The sequence below is a fragment of the Dyadobacter sp. CY261 genome (assembly GCF_021440085.1).
Lineage (GTDB): Bacteria > Bacteroidota > Bacteroidia > Cytophagales > Spirosomataceae > Dyadobacter.
The window spans coordinates 1,235,994-1,256,865 of the sequence record NZ_JAKCPW010000001.1; the positions used below are offsets into that span (position 1 = coordinate 1,235,994).

At 48.5% G+C, this 20,872-nt stretch carries 16 protein-coding genes and 1 tRNA gene; 14 read left to right on the forward strand and 3 right to left on the reverse strand.

What is annotated here, in order from left to right; all coding sequences use genetic code 11:
- Nucleotides 1-170 precede the first annotated feature (170 nt).
- Entirely contained in the window at nt 171-821 is a 651-nt protein-coding gene (locus LZD49_RS04940) for a hypothetical protein (protein WP_234666211.1), read from the forward strand.
- A 276-nt stretch (nt 822-1,097) separates the two neighbouring features.
- Entirely contained in the window at nt 1,098-1,520 is a 423-nt protein-coding gene (locus tag LZD49_RS04945; RefSeq protein ID WP_234666212.1) for a hypothetical protein, read from the forward strand.
- Nucleotides 1,521-1,700: 180 nt separating this feature from the next.
- Here the strand turns inward: LZD49_RS04945 and LZD49_RS04950 are convergent, their stop codons facing one another.
- The 3 genes from LZD49_RS04950 to LZD49_RS04960 all read right to left on the reverse strand — a co-directional run bounded on the left by LZD49_RS04950 (nt 1,701) and on the right by LZD49_RS04960 (nt 5,149).
- On the reverse strand, nt 1,701-2,972 hold the full coding sequence (locus tag LZD49_RS04950) for an erythromycin esterase family protein (RefSeq protein ID WP_234666213.1): 1,272 nt from the start codon (nt 2,970-2,972) through the stop codon (nt 1,701-1,703).
- Between the two features lie 543 nt (nt 2,973-3,515).
- Complete coding sequence (locus tag LZD49_RS04955) at nt 3,516-4,826, reverse strand: site-specific integrase (protein WP_234666214.1); 1,311 nt, start codon at nt 4,824-4,826, stop codon at nt 3,516-3,518.
- Between the two features lie 250 nt (nt 4,827-5,076).
- Nucleotides 5,077-5,149: transfer RNA gene (locus tag LZD49_RS04960), tRNA-Lys, on the reverse strand.
- Between the two features lie 490 nt (nt 5,150-5,639).
- Between LZD49_RS04960 and LZD49_RS04965 the strand changes: the two genes are divergently transcribed.
- The 12 genes from LZD49_RS04965 (at nt 5,640) to LZD49_RS05020 (ending at nt 20,829) form a co-directional block, all read left to right on the forward strand.
- On the forward strand, nt 5,640-5,783 hold the full coding sequence (locus LZD49_RS04965; protein WP_234666215.1) for a hypothetical protein: 144 nt from the start codon (nt 5,640-5,642) through the stop codon (nt 5,781-5,783).
- Nucleotides 5,784-5,804: 21 nt separating this feature from the next.
- Complete coding sequence (locus tag LZD49_RS04970) at nt 5,805-5,984, forward strand: hypothetical protein (RefSeq protein WP_234666216.1); 180 nt, start codon at nt 5,805-5,807, stop codon at nt 5,982-5,984.
- A gap of 54 nt (nt 5,985-6,038) precedes the next feature.
- Entirely contained in the window at nt 6,039-9,068 is a 3,030-nt protein-coding gene (locus LZD49_RS04975) for a two-component regulator propeller domain-containing protein (RefSeq protein WP_234666217.1), read from the forward strand.
- Nucleotides 9,065-9,871, forward strand: coding sequence for a LytTR family DNA-binding domain-containing protein (locus LZD49_RS04980; RefSeq protein ID WP_234666218.1), 807 nt, complete (start codon nt 9,065-9,067; stop codon nt 9,869-9,871). The genes LZD49_RS04975 and LZD49_RS04980 overlap by 4 nt, the downstream gene beginning before the upstream one ends.
- Nucleotides 9,872-10,212: 341 nt before the next feature.
- A complete protein-coding gene (locus tag LZD49_RS04985) occupies nt 10,213-10,797 on the forward strand; it encodes an RNA polymerase sigma factor (RefSeq protein WP_234666219.1) in 585 nt (194 codons plus the stop codon).
- A gap of 138 nt (nt 10,798-10,935) precedes the next feature.
- Nucleotides 10,936-11,544 (forward strand): alpha-ketoglutarate-dependent dioxygenase AlkB, encoded by a 609-nt coding sequence (locus tag LZD49_RS04990; protein ID WP_234666220.1) that lies wholly within the window; start codon nt 10,936-10,938, stop codon nt 11,542-11,544.
- 114 nt (nt 11,545-11,658) lie between these two features.
- The gene (locus tag LZD49_RS04995; protein WP_234666221.1) at nt 11,659-12,102 is read left to right on the forward strand and encodes a hypothetical protein; all 444 of its coding nucleotides are present in this window, start codon (nt 11,659-11,661) and stop codon (nt 12,100-12,102) included.
- Nucleotides 12,103-12,367: 265 nt separating this feature from the next.
- Nucleotides 12,368-15,460: a TonB-dependent receptor gene (locus LZD49_RS05000; RefSeq protein ID WP_234666222.1), complete on the forward strand. Its 3,093-nt coding sequence runs from the start codon at nt 12,368-12,370 to the stop codon at nt 15,458-15,460.
- A gap of 9 nt (nt 15,461-15,469) precedes the next feature.
- Entirely contained in the window at nt 15,470-16,969 is a 1,500-nt protein-coding gene (locus tag LZD49_RS05005; protein WP_234666223.1) for a RagB/SusD family nutrient uptake outer membrane protein, read from the forward strand.
- Nucleotides 16,970-17,201: 232 nt separating this feature from the next.
- On the forward strand, nt 17,202-18,251 hold the full coding sequence (locus LZD49_RS05010) for a glycosyltransferase family 2 protein (RefSeq protein WP_234666224.1): 1,050 nt from the start codon (nt 17,202-17,204) through the stop codon (nt 18,249-18,251).
- Between the two features lie 10 nt (nt 18,252-18,261).
- Entirely contained in the window at nt 18,262-19,929 is a 1,668-nt protein-coding gene (locus tag LZD49_RS05015; RefSeq protein WP_234666225.1) for a glycosyltransferase family 39 protein, read from the forward strand.
- Nucleotides 19,930-19,935: 6 nt separating this feature from the next.
- Nucleotides 19,936-20,829, forward strand: a complete 894-nt coding sequence (locus tag LZD49_RS05020; RefSeq protein WP_234666226.1) for a lysylphosphatidylglycerol synthase transmembrane domain-containing protein — start codon at nt 19,936-19,938, stop codon at nt 20,827-20,829.
- Nucleotides 20,830-20,872: the final 43 nt, after the last annotated feature.

A 20,872-nucleotide genomic window follows, 5' to 3' on the forward strand; every position in this document is an offset into this window, starting at 1 on the left:
ATCTATGTCGTAGGACAAGGCCTAAATTTATCATATGTCATTTCTTTGTATTACTAATATCAACCAAGTTGGGGCCTGAACATTACCGCTAAAAATGATAAAGATGGTGTGGTAAGGCAACTATCCTTTTAATGAAAGTCATCTAATTCAGAGAGCAATAAACAGTCACCATGAAACATCTATTCCTCTTAGTCTGGCCTTTGTTGCTGCTATGTTCGGGATGCGATTTTACTGACCTGAGCATTTTCGAGCCAAAATGCAAGACCTACATACCACAGAAATATAAATTTGGTTATCAGCAGGCCGAAATCTGGACGACATCCCGGCAGATGAGCATTGGCGACACCGTATTCATTCGCGCGCACATCCCCGAAGTCATAATGGATTCGCTGAGCGGCCGCCTGGTGAATATTCGCGGGCGGCTGAGCCTCTTTTTCAGACTTTCGACGGCTTCTTACTTTACCAGCACTTCACCGTTTGCAATGGATACCACCATCGTACGAGTATTTCAAACTTATTTTGATACTTTCGTCCGCACTGGAAAACAGACTGCCACTTACAGCTTCGACGCTGTGAATCAAGGCGGATTCTGGAACCTCGACATTGGTTTTGTTGCCAAGAAAAAAGGAGCATTCGATATTTATCCGGCGATCAACTTTTTGCAAACCGCAGAAGTGGTCCCCAAAGGCACTTGCATGCTCGGAGATTCCGAGAAATACAACGCGATAATCCGTATCAAATCGAGGAACAACCGGATCAACGAAATTTATCCAATCCTTCCCCAGGGATTGGAAGAAAGCTTTGGGTTTATTGTAGAATGAGCATTGATGCGTATCGAATTGAACGCCTTTGCATAGATTGATTGCTGCATTGCTAAACACGGGTTCATACCCGGAGTGAGCTCTTACCCCAGCCGCATAGTCCCGCATTGGGCAGGGAATATCATTGTCGCTCCAGTATTAAAAGCAAGTGCCCATGGCCAGGCTCCAACTGCATGGATACTCTTTCGGAATTTCAACTTTGGTGATATTCCGACCGTTAATATCGAGCATCGGCATTCTGAATCTTAATTCAAGAAATTGTGACTTCTAGTTCAAATGAAAGCAAAAAGACTATACTGGACTTTATTGATTATCATATGCCTTGCCTCTGAATCGACGTTGCATGGGTGCAAAAATGGTGGAATCTTTTCGAGGGAGACAACCATTTTTGGAACTGTAACTGAAATTGCCGGTCATCCGGTTGACAGCGTGCAATTTGTCATCAGTGCATACAAGGACTTGGGAAATACCAAGGGTTTGTATCGTGTGACGTCAGACGCCGACGGTAATTATGAGGCCATTGTGGATGCTCCAAAGGGCTACACAGGAATTGGTATCACAGTTGCGGGTGTTGACAATCCTGCGTTTCACTTGGTATATCGAGGATATGATGTCTATAAAGAAGGGAAGAAGGTGAATTATTGTTGCACTGTTAAGGCTGGCGGGAAGACCAGATACGACTTTAAAGTCTATAAATAGATTATGGATCAAATGTTGTTTCGTATCCGCGCCACAGAAATGCCATAATGCATTTTAAGAGAAGGTAGCTCGCCAAGAACACCATGAGCTTTCCGGCAGTGTGAAAACCGTTCTTCCAACTGTAACGATTGCTTCAATTGATTTGACACTAAGCGCCTACGCTACGTCGACTACTTTCGGTTATCGAGCGGGGCCATCACTATCTTTTTCGCTCGTACACGGCATCATCGTCTTTATATAAAATATTCCGTCGAATACTATCGACCATCTAGCTTCCAAGGTATAGTGGCCCAACGCATTTAGTTTAAAAAAATCGTTACCGGGTTTCATCGGTTGGAGGTCAACAAACCCAAAATCTACGTCATCGGGAATCCAGTTTTCAAAGCTTTTTCGTCCTTTCCTCGTGTAGAAATATCGGGAAACCGTGTTCGAATTGCCGGCGCGCGACGTTCCTGATTTTGAAGTGAAGCCCATCACATAGATGTCGCTCCTGCGTTTGGTCATTTTTGCAAATTGCCCACCCAGTTTGGGAGTGTCATAACGCTTATTTTTAAAAGAGCCTAATTCGGGTGTCATGATATGGCTGTTTGCAGCCCAAACAATGATTTTCTCATTGGGGTATTTTTTTTCGATCAACCATTTTAGGTTTTCTGCCATCGTTCTGTCGCGGGTGTTCAATGTGTCGGTAAATAGCTGGTTATATGACCGTATTTCCTTTGAAAAACTCAGGTAGTTTTTCAAAATCCTGTGCGCCAGGGATGTGCTGTCTCTTAATTGCGAGCAAATAATCTGGGCAGAATTTTCGAATTTGGTCAGATTTTCATGGTTCGAATTTTTTGACAGGCTATCCAGATAACTCCTGTGTTTATAATTCAGGCTCCAAAGCGTATCCAAAAAAGGGACGAAGAAATTAGCATACTCGTCCGAGTGTGCATATGAAGAATTGTCTGCTTTTAGAAGTTTTGTAAGCTGGAATTTCATGTTTTCTGCCGTGAATATGCCGTGAAACTGATCATCGATGCCGGCGACGATCAACGGATTATTGCCCTGCGCCTGTTGCGGAATGTATTGATACAGCAAGTCATCGCACTCGCTGCATCGCGACCATACAGGATACAGGTTTTCCTTTAAAAGCTTCGTTATATTCTCTTTGGTTTTGGGAATCTGATCCCATCCCGCTGTGAGCCCGAAGAAATCACTCTCAAATGCCAGAACATTAAATCCCTTCTTTTCATGCAGGTACTTTACAAGATTTGATTTAACCTGAAACGCAGTCGCATCGCCATGTGATTGCTCACCCAACATGACTACACGAGCGTCGCCGATTGCCTGACCGATCGCATCATAATTTTGTTTGGCCCCTCCCTGCATAGCTACAAAATGGTCCCGGACATACGTTTGGGTAGCTTTTTGACAATAGCCTGTTTTTCCTAGAGAAACAGATAGCACCATTGAAATAATTAAAGAAAATCTTTCTGTTTTTTTGTAGAGCATATATGGCAACCGACAATTGTTTCTAAATTGGACAAAATGCAAACGTTTTTGCTGTTAATCCGTGCTTTGGAAGGAATTCGACTGTGAATTAGCTCGAAAATAACAACTGCTGTCAGTAGTTTCGCAAATTCAAATAAGCAATTTTGAGATGAAATACGTCAAACTATGGATAGAGATCTTTTAATCAAGCGAACTATTAACAATGACTGATTAATCAGTTGTGATTGAATATTTTCTTCATTATCATAATTACAAAAGGTAAATCTAAGTTTTCAAAACATATCTAGGTCCATCTGCCGAAGAGCTCACTCTTGCCACACGACAAGAATTTTCTTCCAAATATCTTCCGAATCAAAATGCCTCGGAAAAGCGATATCTTTTTGAAATGGGATAAGAAAGTGGCCAGGAAAATTCTAGAAAATAGGATTTGATACTTTTTACTATCCGCCCGGCCGCCTTGAATGGTATGTTGACGACCGGGTCAGATAGCTTTATTGGCACCTAGGAAGCCTGCCGAAGCTTGCCGGTTTTAGTAAACAATCTATCCCTTACTAGCCCCACACTCTCGCTAATACGTGATTTTCTCACCCTACAATAGCGCATCGTAGTTCTGATGTTCCTATGGCCGAGCATTTTGCTGACATCTTCCAAGGGAACACCATTATTTAGCATCATATCAGCAAAGAAATGTCTGGCGTCGTGAGTGTCCAGTCTTCTGATACTTCCTGTGATGTCACGAATATCGCACAGGTCTGCCAGCTCCTTCAAATACGTATTGTACCTGAAATTGCTGTTAACTGGGATCAGTTTATCATGGGCTACGCAGTACGGATGGTTCTTATACTTTTCAATCAATTCTTCTACAATCGGCAGTATGGGCACCATTTCGCCGACCTGTGTTTTCCCTCGTTTCCGGACAAGCCACTTTTCTCTCTTCGGACCGACAAGCGTAATGCTGTCCCTGGTCAGTCCATATATGTCCTGGTAGGCAAAGCCAGTAAAACATTGAAAAATAAAGGCGTCGCGTACCTCAGACAGCCTTTCAACATGCAACTTCTTTCGATGAATTCTTTCCACCTGTTCAAACTCTAACGGAATCACTTCAACATCGCCACCAGAGCACTTGAAGCCTTCCATCGGGTTCCGCGTTATGAAATCCTTTTTGACGCCGATTTTTACAATTTGTCTTGTCCACTTGACATCCTTGCGGGCAGATACCTCCGCGAGCGGTTTGGGCTTGTGAAGCGTTAGATATTCGTAAAGTTCTTCCGCAAACAGGCCGGATAGCTCTGAAAAATATAGATCAGATGCCTTGTATTGAAACTTAATGAAAGCGGTAACATGTCTTTTAAGTTTTCGCCAGTGCCGCAGTGTATTGTCAGAACGCATCCCGCGCTGGACCATCAATTCGAATTTTTCGATGTGCTCGTCGAATGCTTGAAGCAGGGTCTGCTGCTTCTTCAACCCTTGCTTGGGGGCATCGCCTTTGTCTTCCACCGGTTTTCCTTTGAAGACGTTTTTAAGCATCGTAGGCGTGATGCATTCAAACTGCGATTGCAGTACCATGAACTGGGAGGTGAGCGAGGTGCGCGCCTGATCGATAGCAATGTTGATCAGTTTTGCCTCCATTCCTGAGGCGGTTACTTTTTTGGTTTGGTTACACCAGTCATCAGGGTGGACCTTTTTACCGAGGGAGATTTCATCATCGAGACCATCGATGGTAATCCGGACATAAATCGGCGCTTTGCCGTCTTTGGTTGCTTTGGCTTTGAATAGCCAGAAGAGGATCGAAAGTTTCTGATTGCTTTTCATCCTTCACATTTTTAAGTGATCTAATGTTGCCTGCGGGAACTTCCCGCAGGCGACGCATCGATTTCCTCAAAACCACATCACACAAGCTATTTTCGGAAATTCGGTTACCTAATTTAGAAAATCAGATAGGTAACCGAAACGGTAACCGAATCGGATAGGTTACTTTGATCAGGAATGATTCACAAATTTTGGAACAAGCTGATTTTCAGAACATTTTAAAACAAAAAAGCGCCCTTTGAGGCGCTTTCAGTGATCCCGCTGGGATTCGAACCCAGGACCCATACATTAAAAGTGTATTGCTCTACCAGCTGAGCTACGGAATCGTTTGGCAACTTAGGTGTGTTCAAAAAACTTCTCCGTCCACTTTATTCGTTGCGCTTCATAAAAAGTTAACAATCGAAGTCGTTTCGGGCGATTTGTCTTTTCCGTGTCGCCGTATCATGGTGCAAAAGTACAATTGCGATTTTATGAAACAAATTTTGAGAGCACTATTTTTTGAGCAGAAATGCACGAATTTCCGCAATGGGCTGGGATTTAGAAATTTAAACGCCTAAAAAAATTTAAATTTTCGTGATTTCATACAGCGATAATATAGCGGTGAACGTATGCCGTAACTTTCTAAGGATGAGGGACAGCTCGGGATGTGTGCTTTTTGTTACTTAGCTCTCATCTCCGGCGGATACTTGTCCCGGATATCAGATGTTTTCTGCCAGCTATGGTTCTATTACAGCCACATTTGAAGCAATGGTCACGGCCTCGCGTGGATATGCCGATTTTTAGATAATCATTCACCCAAAATTCACCACCAGGCATATGGAAACGGGCGGTAATCCGGCGAAAAAGGAGGATCGGCGACGGGCAAAAGGGAGGGTCAGAAAGTTTTTTGACCGGCAATTCGACTGGATTGCCCTATTGCTGATCACGCTTATTATCCTGTTGAGCCTGGTGTATTTCTGACCGGCGGTTGCATCTATTTCTATGAAAACTATTTTAGGCTATCTTACTTTCGCGATCCTGTTCGCACTTTGTTATGTCGAAAGAAACCAGGCAGACGAGGCGAAAAACCAGGCCCGCAGGCACACGGCGAAACGCGGAGGTGTCGGACGCGGACCCGGGTGGGTTAGCCAAAGTAAGACAGCGGCGCGGCTGAGACAGTAAGAACCCCGCTCATTTAGCTTACAACTATTATTTGCTCAGCTTTCTTCAACACGCATGCGTCTTACGGGTTTCGTAATGTTCATTTTCCTGCTTGGCCGGGAGGCCGGCGCGCAAATGCCTGTTCTGACGCTCGAACATCTCACTACCAAAGAGGGCATGCCCTCCAATGACGTATGGTGCCTCAATAAAGACAGGAAGGGCTTCCTCTGGATCGGCACGGGGCGGAATCTTTGTCGTTACGATGGCTATAACTTCCTGCGGCTCGATAGTTTACAACTCGGTTACTGTTCAGGTATCTCGACGGACTCCAAAGGCGATCTGTACACGTCGGTGGATACACGCGGCATTACCCGGATAGACCGGAATACGATGGAGGTGACCACATTGGTGCATAACAACTACGACGACGAGGAAACAGGCAATGACTTGCATGAGCAGGGCACGGTGGATTCGTATGACCAGATGTGGGTCTGTGACTACACCTCGGTGCAGCGGTACGACATCGTGAAGAAGAAGCTCCATCGTTACACCTTCAAAGGAGCGGGTGATGGCGGGGATGTTTACCAGTATGCCAGTTTTTTCGAAGACCATCAACGTGTACTGTGGATCGTTTCGGAACTGGGTCTTTACTATTATGACCGGAAAGGGGACAAGCTGGTGTGTGTGCTGGGCCCGGAGGCAATCTATCCTGAAAACCGCATTGCCATCCGCCTGAGCAGAGGTTCGCAGGATTCGGCGGGCGATCTCTGGATCGGAGGATACGAGTATGGATTGGTGAAGTATACCCCTGCAACGCATCGTTTTTCGGTCCGGAAAGCTGGTTTTGAACAAAATAATGTGGTATGTGCCAGGGAATCCCGCGACGAGAACGGACGGAAACTATTGTTTGTGGGGACAAACGACGGTATCAGCGTGTACTATCCCGAGCGGAAAGCGCTTTATCACTTGCCAGAATTTTACAACAGAGGCATCCGTGTCAAAGATATGTACGACGACAAGGAGAATGGTATCCTGTGGATCGGGACCAGTGAGGGGGTTTTCAAATACCGCTATCACAATGTTGGCATCCGCACGGTCGCGATCCCTCCCGAAGTGGTGCGCCTGCCGGTGCAGGTTACGAGCATTCAACCCGCAGAGAAAGGTAGTTACTGGCTCGGGTTGTCGCATTCGGGGGTGCTGCATTGGGAGCCGTCGGCCAACAGTTTCAGACTGCATCGTTATGAGAAGAAAGAGGCTTTTGGCGATAAAGTGAGGGTGATCGGTGAACAGGCATTTGTGTTTACAGATAAGGGCATTTTCATCGGTAATGCCGCCACGGACCGTTTTCAGCCATGGCATACTGGCACACAGCTTTTCCGCAACACCGATTTCCGGGACGGGCTCTTAGACCGCAAAGGTCGTCTGTGGATTGCCAATCTGAACGAGGGTTTGAAAGTGATCGACCCTTCCACAAACCGGGAATTGCATTTATGGAAAGCCGGGGAAGGTCGCAAACTGGTCAATCAAAGCTATATTAAAGCGATTCGTGAGACACCCGACGGGCGGATCTGGATCGCTACCTGCTCGCGTGGTTTGTTTTTTTTCGATGAAGAAAAGGGCCTGTTTATCAATATCGGGGACTTGCCCCTCAACAAGGGCAAAAGGTTAGGCGGTGAATGCATTAACGCCATTCAGGTGGCGCCGGACGGATCTGTGTTGGTGGCGAGTTGGGGTGGCGTTTCCCGCGTAGCATCCACGGGTCTGATCCGGGACTCATTTGATTTTAATTCGTCTTCCCTGAAAGATACCTACTGCTCTAATATCGCCGAGACGCCCGATGGCCGCTTGTGGTTCAGCACCAACGAAGGTATCCACATCGCCGATCCAAAGACACGCGCCATCCGCTACCTGACCACCATTGAGGGCTTGCGGAGCAATGCGCCGGTAGGTTTTTATTACAATGCGCCCGGCGAGCTGTTGCTTGGTTATGTGAATATGCTGAATGTGTTGAATGTCAATCTGCTGGGTGGGAATGTGCGGTCGCCACGCATTATGCTCGGCGCGGTGGAGGTGAAAGGTAAGAAGCTGTTCCAGGATACGGCCAATGAAATAGTGCTGCAACCCGATGAAAATTCGGTTAGCTTCAGTTTCACCACGTTGAACTTCGAGCCCTCTTCGCAAAACAATTACAGCTATCAGTTGGAAGGGTACGAGGAAGATTGGGTCAATATGGGTAACGAGCATGCTGTGTCGTTTGCGAACCTCCCGGCGAGCTCCTACACGTTGCGTGTACGCAGCACGAATACGTATGGCATTACGAGCAAAAAGCCGCTGGTGATCCGGCTGGTGATCCGGCCTTATTTTACCAGTACCTGGTTTTTCAGGGTGCTGATCGGCCTGACGATCGCCGGACTGATCGTGGTCATGATGCGGTGGCGGGTAAGTACACTTCACGAACGCGACCGGCTCGACCTGCAAATCACCGAATGGAAGCTGAAAGCATTACAGTCTCAGATGAACCCGCATTTCCTTTTCAATTCCCTCAATTCAGTACAAAATTATCTGTTGACAAACCGTGGGGTCGAGGGGGCAAAGTATTTGTCCAAATTCTCTAAGCTCGTACGACAGATCATGGAGAATTCCAACTATCAATACTTGTCTTTTGAAAAAATCATAGACACGCTGAGGTTGTATGTCGAAATAGAATCATTCCGGTTCAATCACGAGTTTACCTATGCTTTCGATATTGAGGAAAACGATCTATTGCTCGATGCGCAGTTGCCGCCAATGCTGTTGCAGCCATATGTCGAAAATGCGATCTGGCACGGACTCATGCCGAAGGAAGGAGAGAAGAAACTGACGATCACCGCGCGGCTGAACGATCGCCACATCATTTGCACGATCGGGGACAATGGCGTGGGCCGTAATTTCTCCCCGCGGAAGGAAGGCCATATTTCGCGCGGGGAGGAAATGACCCGTGGCATTTTCGAGGCACTGCGGCACAAGGACAGTGAGGCCAAGATCGAGCTGATCGATCTCTTTGATGACCAGAACAAACCGGCTGGAACACTGGTGAAAATGATAATTCCGATAGAAAATATATGACTCAGGCATTACGCGCTGCAATTATTGATGATGAAACCAATGCCCGGGAGGCATTGGCCAACCTGATCCGCATAGTAAATCCCGAAGTGGTGATCTGTGGGGAGGCCCGCAATGCCGATGCCGGGGCCGAGCTGATCCGGAAAGAACGGCCTAACCTGATTTTTCTCGACATTCAAATGCCGGGAAAAAGTGGTTTTGATATGTTGTCGACTTTCGAGAAGGTCGATTTTGGGGTCATTTTCACAACGGCTTATCAGGAATATGCCATTCGCGCATTCCGTTTCAGCGCTATCGATTATCTGCTCAAACCCATCGATCCCGATGAGCTGCAAACCGCCATCGGGAAGTTCCGGGAAAAGGTAGGGAGCGTCAATCCCGAGCAGTTGCGAATTTTGCAGGAACAGCTGGACCCTGTTCGTGCGCTGAGGCTGGTGGAGCGAAAACGTAATGACAATCAGCGCATTGCATTGCCTACGTCCGAGGGAATCCATTTTGTACAGATGACAGACATTATCCAGTGCGAGTCATTAGGTTCCTACACCAAATTTCACCTCGTGAAAGGCCCGGCCATTGTGGTATCACGACTTTTGAAGGAATATGAAGAAATCCTGGACAACTACTTTTTCTTCCGGGTTCACCAATCCAATATTATCAACCTGGAACATATCAAACGGTATGTTAAAGGCGATGGCGGCCAGGTTTGGATGAGCGACAATACCGAGATAGAGGTCTCACGGCGGCGGAAGGATGAATTCCTGTCGCTTTTATCAGATTTTTATGTGAATTCAGGGAAGCTCAAATAGCAGGCAGCCGCGGATGTATTTGTCCACTTCGTTGAATGAGGCGTATTCTATCATGCGCGCCACCTTCGAATTTCTTTGAATGTGAACAACATCACGGATCAGGAATATGCCATCGGTTACTGGTCGGTGAACCCGCAGAAACCCAGAAATTCCACATTGAGCGTTGCCTATAAGTTTTAGTAAATAGTTGATTATCAGGAACCGGTAGTGCTGAAATGCGCCCGGTTTTTTTTATTTTTATTTTTTTTGACCCAAACCGATAAGGTTGGCAGGTAAGGAGGGTATTAATGCGCAGAAATCAAGAAAAAAGATTTTTAGTCACTACACCCAACTCCTTACACATGAAAGCATCAGCCAAAAGAAATTACCGCACGCTGACAGATCTCGTCAAAGCTTGCCAAAACTACGATCCGCGTGCACAAACGTTATTTTATAACCGGTTCCGAAGCGAACTCATGCGTATTTGTGTGCGTTTTGCCCGGACGCGTATGGAGGCCGAAGACATTTATCAGGAATCGTTCGTGAAGATCTTTCGGCACATACACAGCGTTCAGAATATCGAATCGATCGAATCATGGATGCGGTCGGTCGTTACCCGCACGGCGATTAATTATTACCATCGCACGACCAAAAAAGAAGTACAGAACCATTCGATGGACATGGCGCCGATGGATTTTGAATCCAATGACCACGTTACTATGGTCGACCGCCTAAGCATCGGCACTATCAATGACATGATCGCCCAACTGCCGGAAGGCTATAAACGGATCGTCAACCTGCACATTATCGACGGTTACTCGCATATAGAAATCGCCGAGGCGCTTTCTATTACCGACAGTACATCCCGTTCACAGTTGCTGCGAGGCCGTAATCTGTTGATGAAAAAGTTGAAGAAATACGGCATTACAGGCTACGAAATGCCGTAAATCATACCAGCGCCAGCGGCTCGTGCGTTCCTGGCAACGCGGTTAGCGATGCTTGTAACACAGGATTAAGATCAGGCACAGACTTTTTTGTCGGCTTTCTTGTTCTCTGTTCCGTAACACATCGATCGACAAACTTCAATGAAACAATTAAACCTTTTTCGCTCGCAGGAGGCGCTGCAATTTCCGGAGGATCTGCTTGAATACTATCCAGGTTTTGTGTCTCCTGAGGAAAGTGCAGAATATATGCAAAAATGGATCGGCGGCGTGTCCTGGCGGCAGCAGGCCATGCAAATGTATGGCAAGAAAGTGCTCGCGCCGCGATTAATGGCATGGTTTGGTGATACCGATAAGTCGTATACGTTCTCCGGCACGCGGTTCGAGCCTTATGCATGGACGACCGAACTCGCAAACCTCAAAAGACGCATTGAGGAAAAAACGGATTTTACCTTCAACAGCGTGCTCCTGAATTACTATCGCGACGGCAACGATTCTGTGGCCTGGCATGGCGATAACGAATACGAGCTCGGGCGTAATCCTGTGATCGCATCGGTGAGCCTGGGGCAGGAGCGGCGCTTCGAATTCCGCTATCGGCCAGATAACAGCCGGAAATACGGTTTGACACTGGAAAACGGTTCATTGCTCATCATGAAGGGCGATTTGCAGCATACCTGGGAGCACCGGGTGCCGAAATCGAAAACGCTCAATGGGCCGCGGATTAATCTGACATTCAGGACGATCCGTAAATAGGGAATGTGCAATGGTAGGCTGCTCTCTTGTTTTAGTTACTATTTTGTTTTTCATTTCCAACGAAAGTGGAAGCGGCTGCATCTATGTAACCGAAACCAATTTAATATTTAGGCCATGAAAACAACGCGCATACTTCTTTCGCTGATCCTGTTTTGGACCGTAATCGCCTGCCAGAATGAAAATGCCGAGCCGCAGGATGACACTGCGAAAAGGGCATTCAAAGAAAACAACGGTCTGGTCGGCAAATGGAAGATCACCGAATACCTGGGCGACCCGGGTGACGGCAGTGGTACTTACCATGAAGTGAAAGACGCGGCTGCCCATGTGATCGAGTTCAGGGAAAATGGTGAATTTGTAGAAACTAAGGGTATTGAACAATCGTCGGCCCAGTTGTTCGATGCTTATAAAATCCTGGATGATAAGCGCATCGAGATGATCCCGGTGGATAAAAATGCGCCATCGCATATCTGGTATTATTCCGAACTATCCGCCGGCAAAGTAACGCTGAGCTACGGCTGCATCGAGGCTTGCTCGGGTAAATATGTGGCGGTAGAATAAAGAACTTCTTGCCCGTAACGCATTTAGAAATACATTTTATAAATACCAAATCGGACTGGATTCCTTCCAGTCCGATTTTTTTGTAGTATATATTCATTGTTAATCTATCAATCTTAAAGAGCACTATTCTTTCTCAAATGACCAGTGTGCTCGAACACATTTTGTTATTTTTTCTTGTTTATCTGGATGATACGGTTAATTTTGGTGTGGTTAGAATTCTAACGAATTTATTCTACTCTTAACTCATTAATCAATTTTAAAATCTATGAAACCGAGATTTACCCAAATTCTGTTTCGAACGGCTGCCATGGTGGGACTCGCCATGCCGCTGATCGTGCCGCTGGACGCCGGTGCGCGGCCACTCGCCAAAACCGCTTCGCGCACTGCGGGCCCTGTCAAAGGAAAAGTGGTCGACAGCAAAGGTGTTCCGCTGATCGGTGTCAACATTGTCGTGCAGGGCACAACCATCGGTACGCAAACCGACGTGGACGGCCAGTTTACGATCAATACCAGTGGCGCCGGGGATGTGCTGGTAGCCAGTTTTATTGGTTTCAAATCGCAGAACATTCCCGTTCAGAACCGCTCGGTGATCGACATTACGTTGATGGAAGACGTATCGAGCCTCGACGAGGTAGTTGTAACGGGTTATTCGAGCCGGTCGAAATCGGAACTCGTAAGTTCGGTATCGGTGATCAAGGGCTCGGAGTTACAAACGGTGACGAGCAATAATACCGCTACCCTCTTGCAAGGTCGCGCGGCGGGTGTGGTGGTATCTAGTGCGAGTGGTGCGCCGGGGACGGAGCCGAGCGTGCGTGTACGGGGTACCGGTTCCATCACGGCGGGGGCCGAGCCTCTGTATGTGATCGACGGGCTGATCGGCGGTACGGCCAATCCCAACGACATCGCTTCCATTTCGATCCTGAAGGATGCCGCGGCAACTGGTTTGTACGGTTCACGTGCTTCCAATGGCGTTGTCGTGATCACGACCAAGACGGGGAAATCGGGGAAAACGCAGATCAATTACAATGGTTCGGTAGGCTTCAGCAATGTGTTGCGAGGGAATTTCGAGGTCATGAACGGGCAGGAGCTCTGGAATTTCACCAATTATATGTACCAGAACGATTATGATGCGAAGCGTACCAATTACATCACCCAGCTAAGCACCACGACGCCTAACCCGACGGACGCGCAGATCAATGCCTATCTGACGGCCAACAATTTCCCGACGGCCTACGCCGGTTACCAGAGCCGCTTCATGCCCGCTACGCCCGGCAATACCGATTGGCTCGACCAGACATTCCGGACCGGCATCACGCATAACCACGCGTTGTCGCTGTCGGGCGGCGGCGACCGCACGCGTTTCCATTTCGGGGCCAATTATTACAATGAAGAAGGGGTAATCCTGAAAACAGGGTACGAGAATGTCAACTTCCGCGCGAATATCGAGCATAACCTGAATGATAAGGTGAAGGTAACTGCCCGCGTGAATACGTTCTTCAACAACCGGCAGAACGACCAGGGCTATTTGTATCAGGGGTATATCAACCTGCCGTGGGACAATCCGTATAATGCCGATGGCTCTTATCGCTACGTGGATGCCAATACCACCGACTGGTATGGCCGCGATCGCAACAACTTTTTGTTCAACAACCAGTACAACTTCAATCAGAACCGCGGATCGGGCATTCAAGGGGATATCAGATTGGAATACAACATTCTCGACTGGCTGACATTTTCGACCTCGAACCGCTATGCCGTAACGAATACCCGCACGGAATCGAATGTGGATGGACGCACGCCAACGGGGAAATCGTACAATGGTTCGCTCACCAATACTTATGAATATACCGGCAGTTTCATTACTTCTAACTTGTTGAATGCCAATAAGTCATTCGGTGCGCATACATTTAATGCGATCCTCGGCGCGGAGTTCCAGGGCAACAAGACCGACGGCATGGGCGGCACCGGGCAAGGCATTTTCCCATCGCTCGACATCCTCAACGTGACGGCCACACCCACCTCGCTTACGGGCTACAAGACCAAGAATGCATTTGCCTCGGCATTTGTTAATGTCGATTACGACTTGCATAACAAATATTTTGCCACCGTCTCCTTCCGTCGCGACGGTTCCTCGCGCTTTGGGAAGGACAACCGCTATGGTAACTTCTACTCCGTCGGTGCGGCCTGGAATGTGTCGGGAGAGGAGTTTTTTGGTTCTTTGAAAGACAAGATCCATTTATTCAAAGTCCGCACAAGCTATGGAACAACCGGTAATGCGAATATCGGCGACTTTGTGGCGCAGGATTTATATGATTTCAACGCACAATATGCCGGCCTGCCTGCGGGTTTCCCGGCCAGAAAAGCGAACCCGAACCTGACCTGGGAAAAGGCTTACACCTACGACGCGGGTATTAACATCGGTTTCTTCAACCGCATCGATCTGGTAGTCGATTTGTACAACCGCCTCAATAAAGATGTGTTGCAAAACGTGCCGCTTGAAGCGACCACCGGTTTTACTACCCAAATCCAGAATATCGGCTCGGTGCGCAACCGTGGTATCGATCTCGAAATCACATCGAAAAATATACGGGGCGCATTCAACTGGGAAACGAGCTTCAACTTCTCGGTTAACCGCAATAAGGTGATGGCGCTGAACAAAAACGAGCCCATCGAAAGCGGTAACCAGCGTATCGAAGTCGGTAAGGAGCTGGGTTCCTGGTATATGCGTAAATGGATGGGTGTGGACCCTGCGAATGGCGACCCGCTTTGGTTGCTGCAAACGAAAGATGCGTCGGGCAATATTGTTGAGTCGACTACCAATGTCTACAATAGCGCTTCCAGGGTTTTTGTGGGTTCGAGGAATCCGAAATTTACGGGTGGTATCACCAACACATTTAAATACGGCGGGGTAACGCTCTCTGCATTCTTCACATTCGTGTCCGGCAACAAGGTTTACATCTACAACCGCGAGCTGTTCGATGACGACGGGGCTTATCCTACCTACAACAAAATGCGTTTGCAGGACGGCTGGTCGCGCTGGGAGAAAGAGGGGGACATTGCGACACATCCCAAAGCTGTTGTGAATGGTAACAGAAACTCCAACAAAACGTCCTCGCGCTACCTGGAAGACGGCAGTTACCTCCGCTTGCGGAACGTGCGGCTAACGTATGATATTCCTAAATCATTCACGGACCGCCTGCATATCAGCGGCTTGTCGGTATTCGCGAGCGGCGATAACCTCATTACCTGGACGAAGTTCTCCGGCGTCGATCCCGAAGTCGATCTCAGCAATGGTACCAACAGCTCGCGCTATCCGAGCAGCAAGAAGCTCATGTTCGGTGTAAACCTTAATTTCTAAGCCATTATCATGAAACGTCCTATTCGATCATACACATTTGCAGCGTTGCTATGCGGCACGCTGCTGACGGGCTGCTCCGACGAGCTCACCATCACACCTTACGACGGCCTTACCTCGGAGCAGGTTGTGAATACGCCCGAAGGCCTTAAAGCGGCGACATTGGGCAACTATGCTATTTTGAAGGACGGTAACTACATCCGTTCCTATCATATGATGTCGGAATTTCCTTCGGACAATGTTTCGCTGAGCGGCACGACTTCCGATCCGCTGTATTTTTCATACAATTACAATCACATCAAAACCAGTGCATTAGCGACCAACTTCTACACGAAGTCGTACCAGGCCGTTTATGGTGCGAATGTGATCATCGAGTTGTTGAAAGAGGGGCAGTCAGCGGAGCTCGACCAGGTCTTGGGAGAAAACTATTTCCTGCGGGCATTACTGCATTTCCATTTGGCGAATGTGTTTGCACGGCCGTATGCACCCGACGCAGGCGCATCCCCGGGCGTGATCCTGGTTAAATCGACCGCCCAGCCGGCTGAAAAGCCAACGCGCGGCACCGTGAAAGAGACCTATGCATTCATTGTCCAGGACCTGGAAAAGGCGATCAGCCTGATGACCGTCGCGAAGAACAACAATTTCGCTTCCAAAGAAGTGGCTTATGCCATGCTGAGCCGCATTTATTTGTATATGGAGAACAATGAAAAGGCGATCGAATATGCCGATAAGGTCATCAGTTCAAACCGCTACTCGCTTGTTTCCACAGCCAATTTACCCAAATACTACACCACCGTGCCCGAATCGAACACCGAGACCATCTTCGCCGTGCGGCACACTGTGAAGGATAATCGCGGTTATTCGGCCATTGGAGCGATGTATTTGTCCGATGGCGAGGGCTGGGGCGAAATGTACGCTTCGGAGAAATACCGGAGGCTGGTCGATAAATTCCCGAACGACAAACGGCGCGAGTACATCATTCCGGTTTACGAGAAGAATGCCGACGGCTCGATTAAGACCGACGCTGCCGGGAACAAGGTGCTTGCTGCCCGGAATGGTTATCCGAAATATTACATCAACAAGTTTTCCTACCAGGAAGGCTACCCGATGCTAAGCTCGCCGGTTTTCTTCCGTCTGGCCGAAATGTACCTCATTCGCGCGGAAGCCAATGCAAAACTTGGCAAGAATGCAGCAGCATTGGAAGACGTGAATCTGATCCGCAAACGCGCGGGATTATCGGGAAGCGAGCTTTTTTCGGCTACCAATATGATGGGTCACGCCAGCGTGCTCGACGTGGTATTGGAAGAATCGCACCTGGAATTTGCCTGGGAAGGACTGCGCAAGCACGATGTTTTCCGCAACAAACGCACGATGGAACGCAATTATCCGGGTACACACTTGCTGGCAGGCGCTGTGAAGCAGGAGATCCCCTACACCCATCCGCGTGTAGTGCATTTCTTCCCGGAAGCGGAAACGGTGCTGAACCCTTCGCTGGTGCAAAACCCGGAGTAGCAAATTTGTATTTATTAGTATAAAAAACTGCCCCGTTTTGTGCGGGGCAGTTTTGTTATGTAATGTTTCCTTATTGTAGTTAAATGGAAAAGCATTTATGAAACAGCAAATAGGTTTATTATCAAATTATTAGCACCGGTTTTTGCATAAACCAAACGCTTGCCTTCCGTTGTTGGCGCATTACGGATTCCGGCGATCCGAACGCATCAACAACCACTTTGTATCGATTATAATGGAAGGATTTTTTGATCTGCATACATCGTATGATTTGTTTCCCGAAATAAGTGAAAAACCTGGTTATCAAATTTCCGTGGTTATTCCGCTTTTTAACGAGCAGGACAATGTGCTGCACCTGATGAGGGCCGTGCAAAATGCATTGACCGGCTACGACTATGAGGTAATCGCGGTAGACGACGGTTCTACCGACAACACCGTCAGAATGCTCAAACAGGTCGCCGACCAGCGACTGAAAATCATTACCATGACCCGTAACTTCGGCCAGACCAACGCCATGGCTGCGGGGATTGCGCATTCTTCCGGAGAATTTGTCGCCACACTCGACGGCGACCTGCAAAACGATCCCGCCGACATTCCGTCGATGCTCGAACACGCCCGCACCGGTGGATGGGACATCGTAGCAGGTTATCGTGCCAACCGCCAGGACGGATGGTTGCTCAGGAAGTTACCCAGCCGGATCGCCAACGCCATGATCCGCAGTCTCACCGGCGTGCACCTCCGCGATTATGGGTGTACACTTAAGATATTCCGGCGGGAAACCGCAGACCGGTTAGGGCTATACGGAGAACTGCACCGGTTTATCCCGGTATTGGGAAATGTTGCCGGCGCGCGGATGACGGAAATCCCAGTGCGTCATCATAAGCGTCTTTACGGGAAATCAAAATACGGCCTTGGCCGGACCACACGGGTGCTGGGCGACCTTTTGCTGATGATATACATGCAGCGGTGGATGAGGAAACCAATGCATTTGTTTGGGGCGGTTGGCATGACATTTCTGGGTTCAGGGATGTTGTTGCTGGTATGGCAAATGCTCCGACTCTTCTCAGAAACTACGGGCACGCTGGCGGGATTAGCGCTATCGCTCACCGGTGTAATGGTTGTTTTAATGGGTCTGATCGCCGAAATGCTGATGCGCACCTACTACGAGGGCGCCGGTAAAACACCATACTCGATCCGGGAGATCATTACCGGCCCGGTCCGAAATGGACATGCATTTCCACCACCACCACTCAAAACAGTGACCGGCGAAACCGTCAGATCTTAGCGTCATTTTTATGCAAACACAGCCACTTTACATCCGGTACCTCTATGCCGGTCTTATCCTCGCAATCTACATCCTGGGCATTCTCGTCCCACTTTTTGACAACGACAGCGGCCACCATGCGCTCATTGGCATGCATATGCACATCACGGGCGATTACGTAAGCCTCATCGACCGGGGCCACGATTACCTCGACAAGCCGCATATGCTTTTCTGGCTTTCGGCAATAGGCGATTTGCTGCTTGGTATTGGTACATTGTCGTATAAGTTGCCGAGCTTGTTGCTGGCCATTCCGGGTATTTACGCTACCTATCGGCTGGGGACACGGCTATACGGGCAGCAGGCAGGGCTTAATGCGGTACTCATCCTTGTTTCGGCACAGGCTTATATCCTTGCGCACAATGATGTCCGGATGGATGCATTATTGCTCTCGTTTATCATTACTGCCACCTGGCTGCTTTATGAATATACGCTAACTGCCCGGCTACTTACGCTGGTGGCGGGAACTGCCGTGCTTGCATTGGCATTTGCCACAAAAGGGATGTCCGGCGCGGCTGTGCCTGTCATCGGGGTGGGATCACAACTGCTGTACACACGCAACTGGCGGTTTATATTCTCTTTTAAATGGCTGTGGGCGGTCCCGATGTTTGTTGTATTCATTGGCCCGGTGCTGTATTGCTATTATTTGCAGTTTGATCTCCATCCCGAAAAAGTGATCCGCGGCATGACCCACATTTCGGGCGTTGCTTTCATTCTTTTTCACCAGAATACTGAGCGGCTGGCGGGCGTCAACTGGGGTAGTTCGGGCGGGAACGATCCGTTTCTGTTCTTCCATTCCTTGCTCTGGGCATTACTTCCGTGGTGCCTCCTGGGTTACTGGGCTGTTTTCAAACGTGGCATCGCGTTGGCCCGCCGGAGATTTTCATCCGAAGAGAATGGAGAGATACTTACCTGGACAACGATTGTCGTGATGTTCTGTATCCTCACTTCTTCTAATTTCCGGCTTCCGCATTATCTCAATATCCTCTTTCCCTTTTTCGCAATCCTTATTGCCGGAGAACTCGAAAAAACGAAAGGTGAAAGCCAAGAGGGTCGTGTGCTGACGGCCTTGCAAAAGTTTGTGGCCGTCGTCATGATAGCGCTGGGCCTTTTCATTAATTTGTATCTGTTCCCCGTCAAAGCCTTTGCGATTCTGCTGCTGGTGCTGCCCGCATTGTACCTCGTGATTTACGAATGGCGTGTAAGCCGCGGCTGGCCGCACCGGCTCATTGGTATCTCTTTGAGTGCTTCCGTGCTGGTCAATGTGCTGATGAATGGCAGCTTTTACTGGCAAATACAACAATACCAGGCCGGGCATCATATAGCGGCTAAAATCAGGCATCTGGGGCTCGCTGAGGATAATATTTATGTCATGAATTGGGAAAGTCCCACGCTGAATTACTATTCCGGTTATTTTTACAACGAGTCCGATTCCAAAGCATTGGTTTCCAAACGGGATTTCTGGGTAATAGGCCAGGTCGAGGAGATCGCTGCATTACAAAAGGCAGGTGGATTGAAAGCGCGGGAAGTATATCAGTACCTCGATTTCGACACGACAAAGCTGAAAGCTGGTTTTATCAATCCCAAAACCCGCGGGGAATCGTGCAAAAAAATCGGCCTGGTGCATTTGAAAAGGGACTGACGGACAATGAGATATTTGAAATGGCTGGCGAAATTTTTTGTAACGGTAGCGTTGTTGTGGTGGGTTTTCCGGCGCATCGACCTGGAAAGCGTTTCGCAGGCCATCGGAAAGGCCGATAAACTGCTTCTGGCATTGGCATTTGTACCCTACATTGCTTCACGATTAGCGGGTGCTGTGCGGCTGACTACGGTACTTCAAGCGCACGAGATTGGCCTGTCACACTACGGAGGGTTGCATTTAAACTGGATCAGCATGTTTTACGGCATGTTCCTGCCGGGAGGGTTGGGAGGCGATGCTTATAAGTTACTGCGCCTGAAACAACATTTCCCCGCGCATGGCACCATGTTGCTGACGCGCATTTTGCTGTGGGACCGCATTATCGGTTTTGTCATGCTTGCGCTGTTGGCGGGTGTCATCGCCATGTTTCGCTTTGACGACTTCCTGCTAATTGGGCTTATTATCGCACTGGCATTGCCGGGAGGCTGGGCGCTCTGGTGGAGTGCGAAAAAATGGCTGCCCGGTATTCTCCCGGTAATCGGCCGTGTGCTGTTGCTTTCCTTCGGAGTTCAGGCTTTTCAGATCATATGCACCGGATTTTTGTTGTATTCGATGGGTGAATACGGCCACTTCAAAGATTATGCGCTGCTGTTTCTGATCTCTTCGATTGCTACTGTTTTTCCGCTAAGTATCGGCGGAATTGGCGTCCGGGAGCTAGTTTACCTGCGTGGTTCTGTGTTTCTGGGTGTTTTGGAACCTGTTGCAGTCACCGTTAGCTTTTTATTCGACATTATCGTTACGGCCACAGCAATCACAGGCGCGGTGCTGGTAATCGGGCAGCGGTCCGACGCGTTACCGGGCATCAGTTCCGGCGAGCGGGATGCGGAAGTTGTTTTGGAATAATACCCGACATAGGAGTGCCAAAAAATCTGAAATAGCGTCTTGT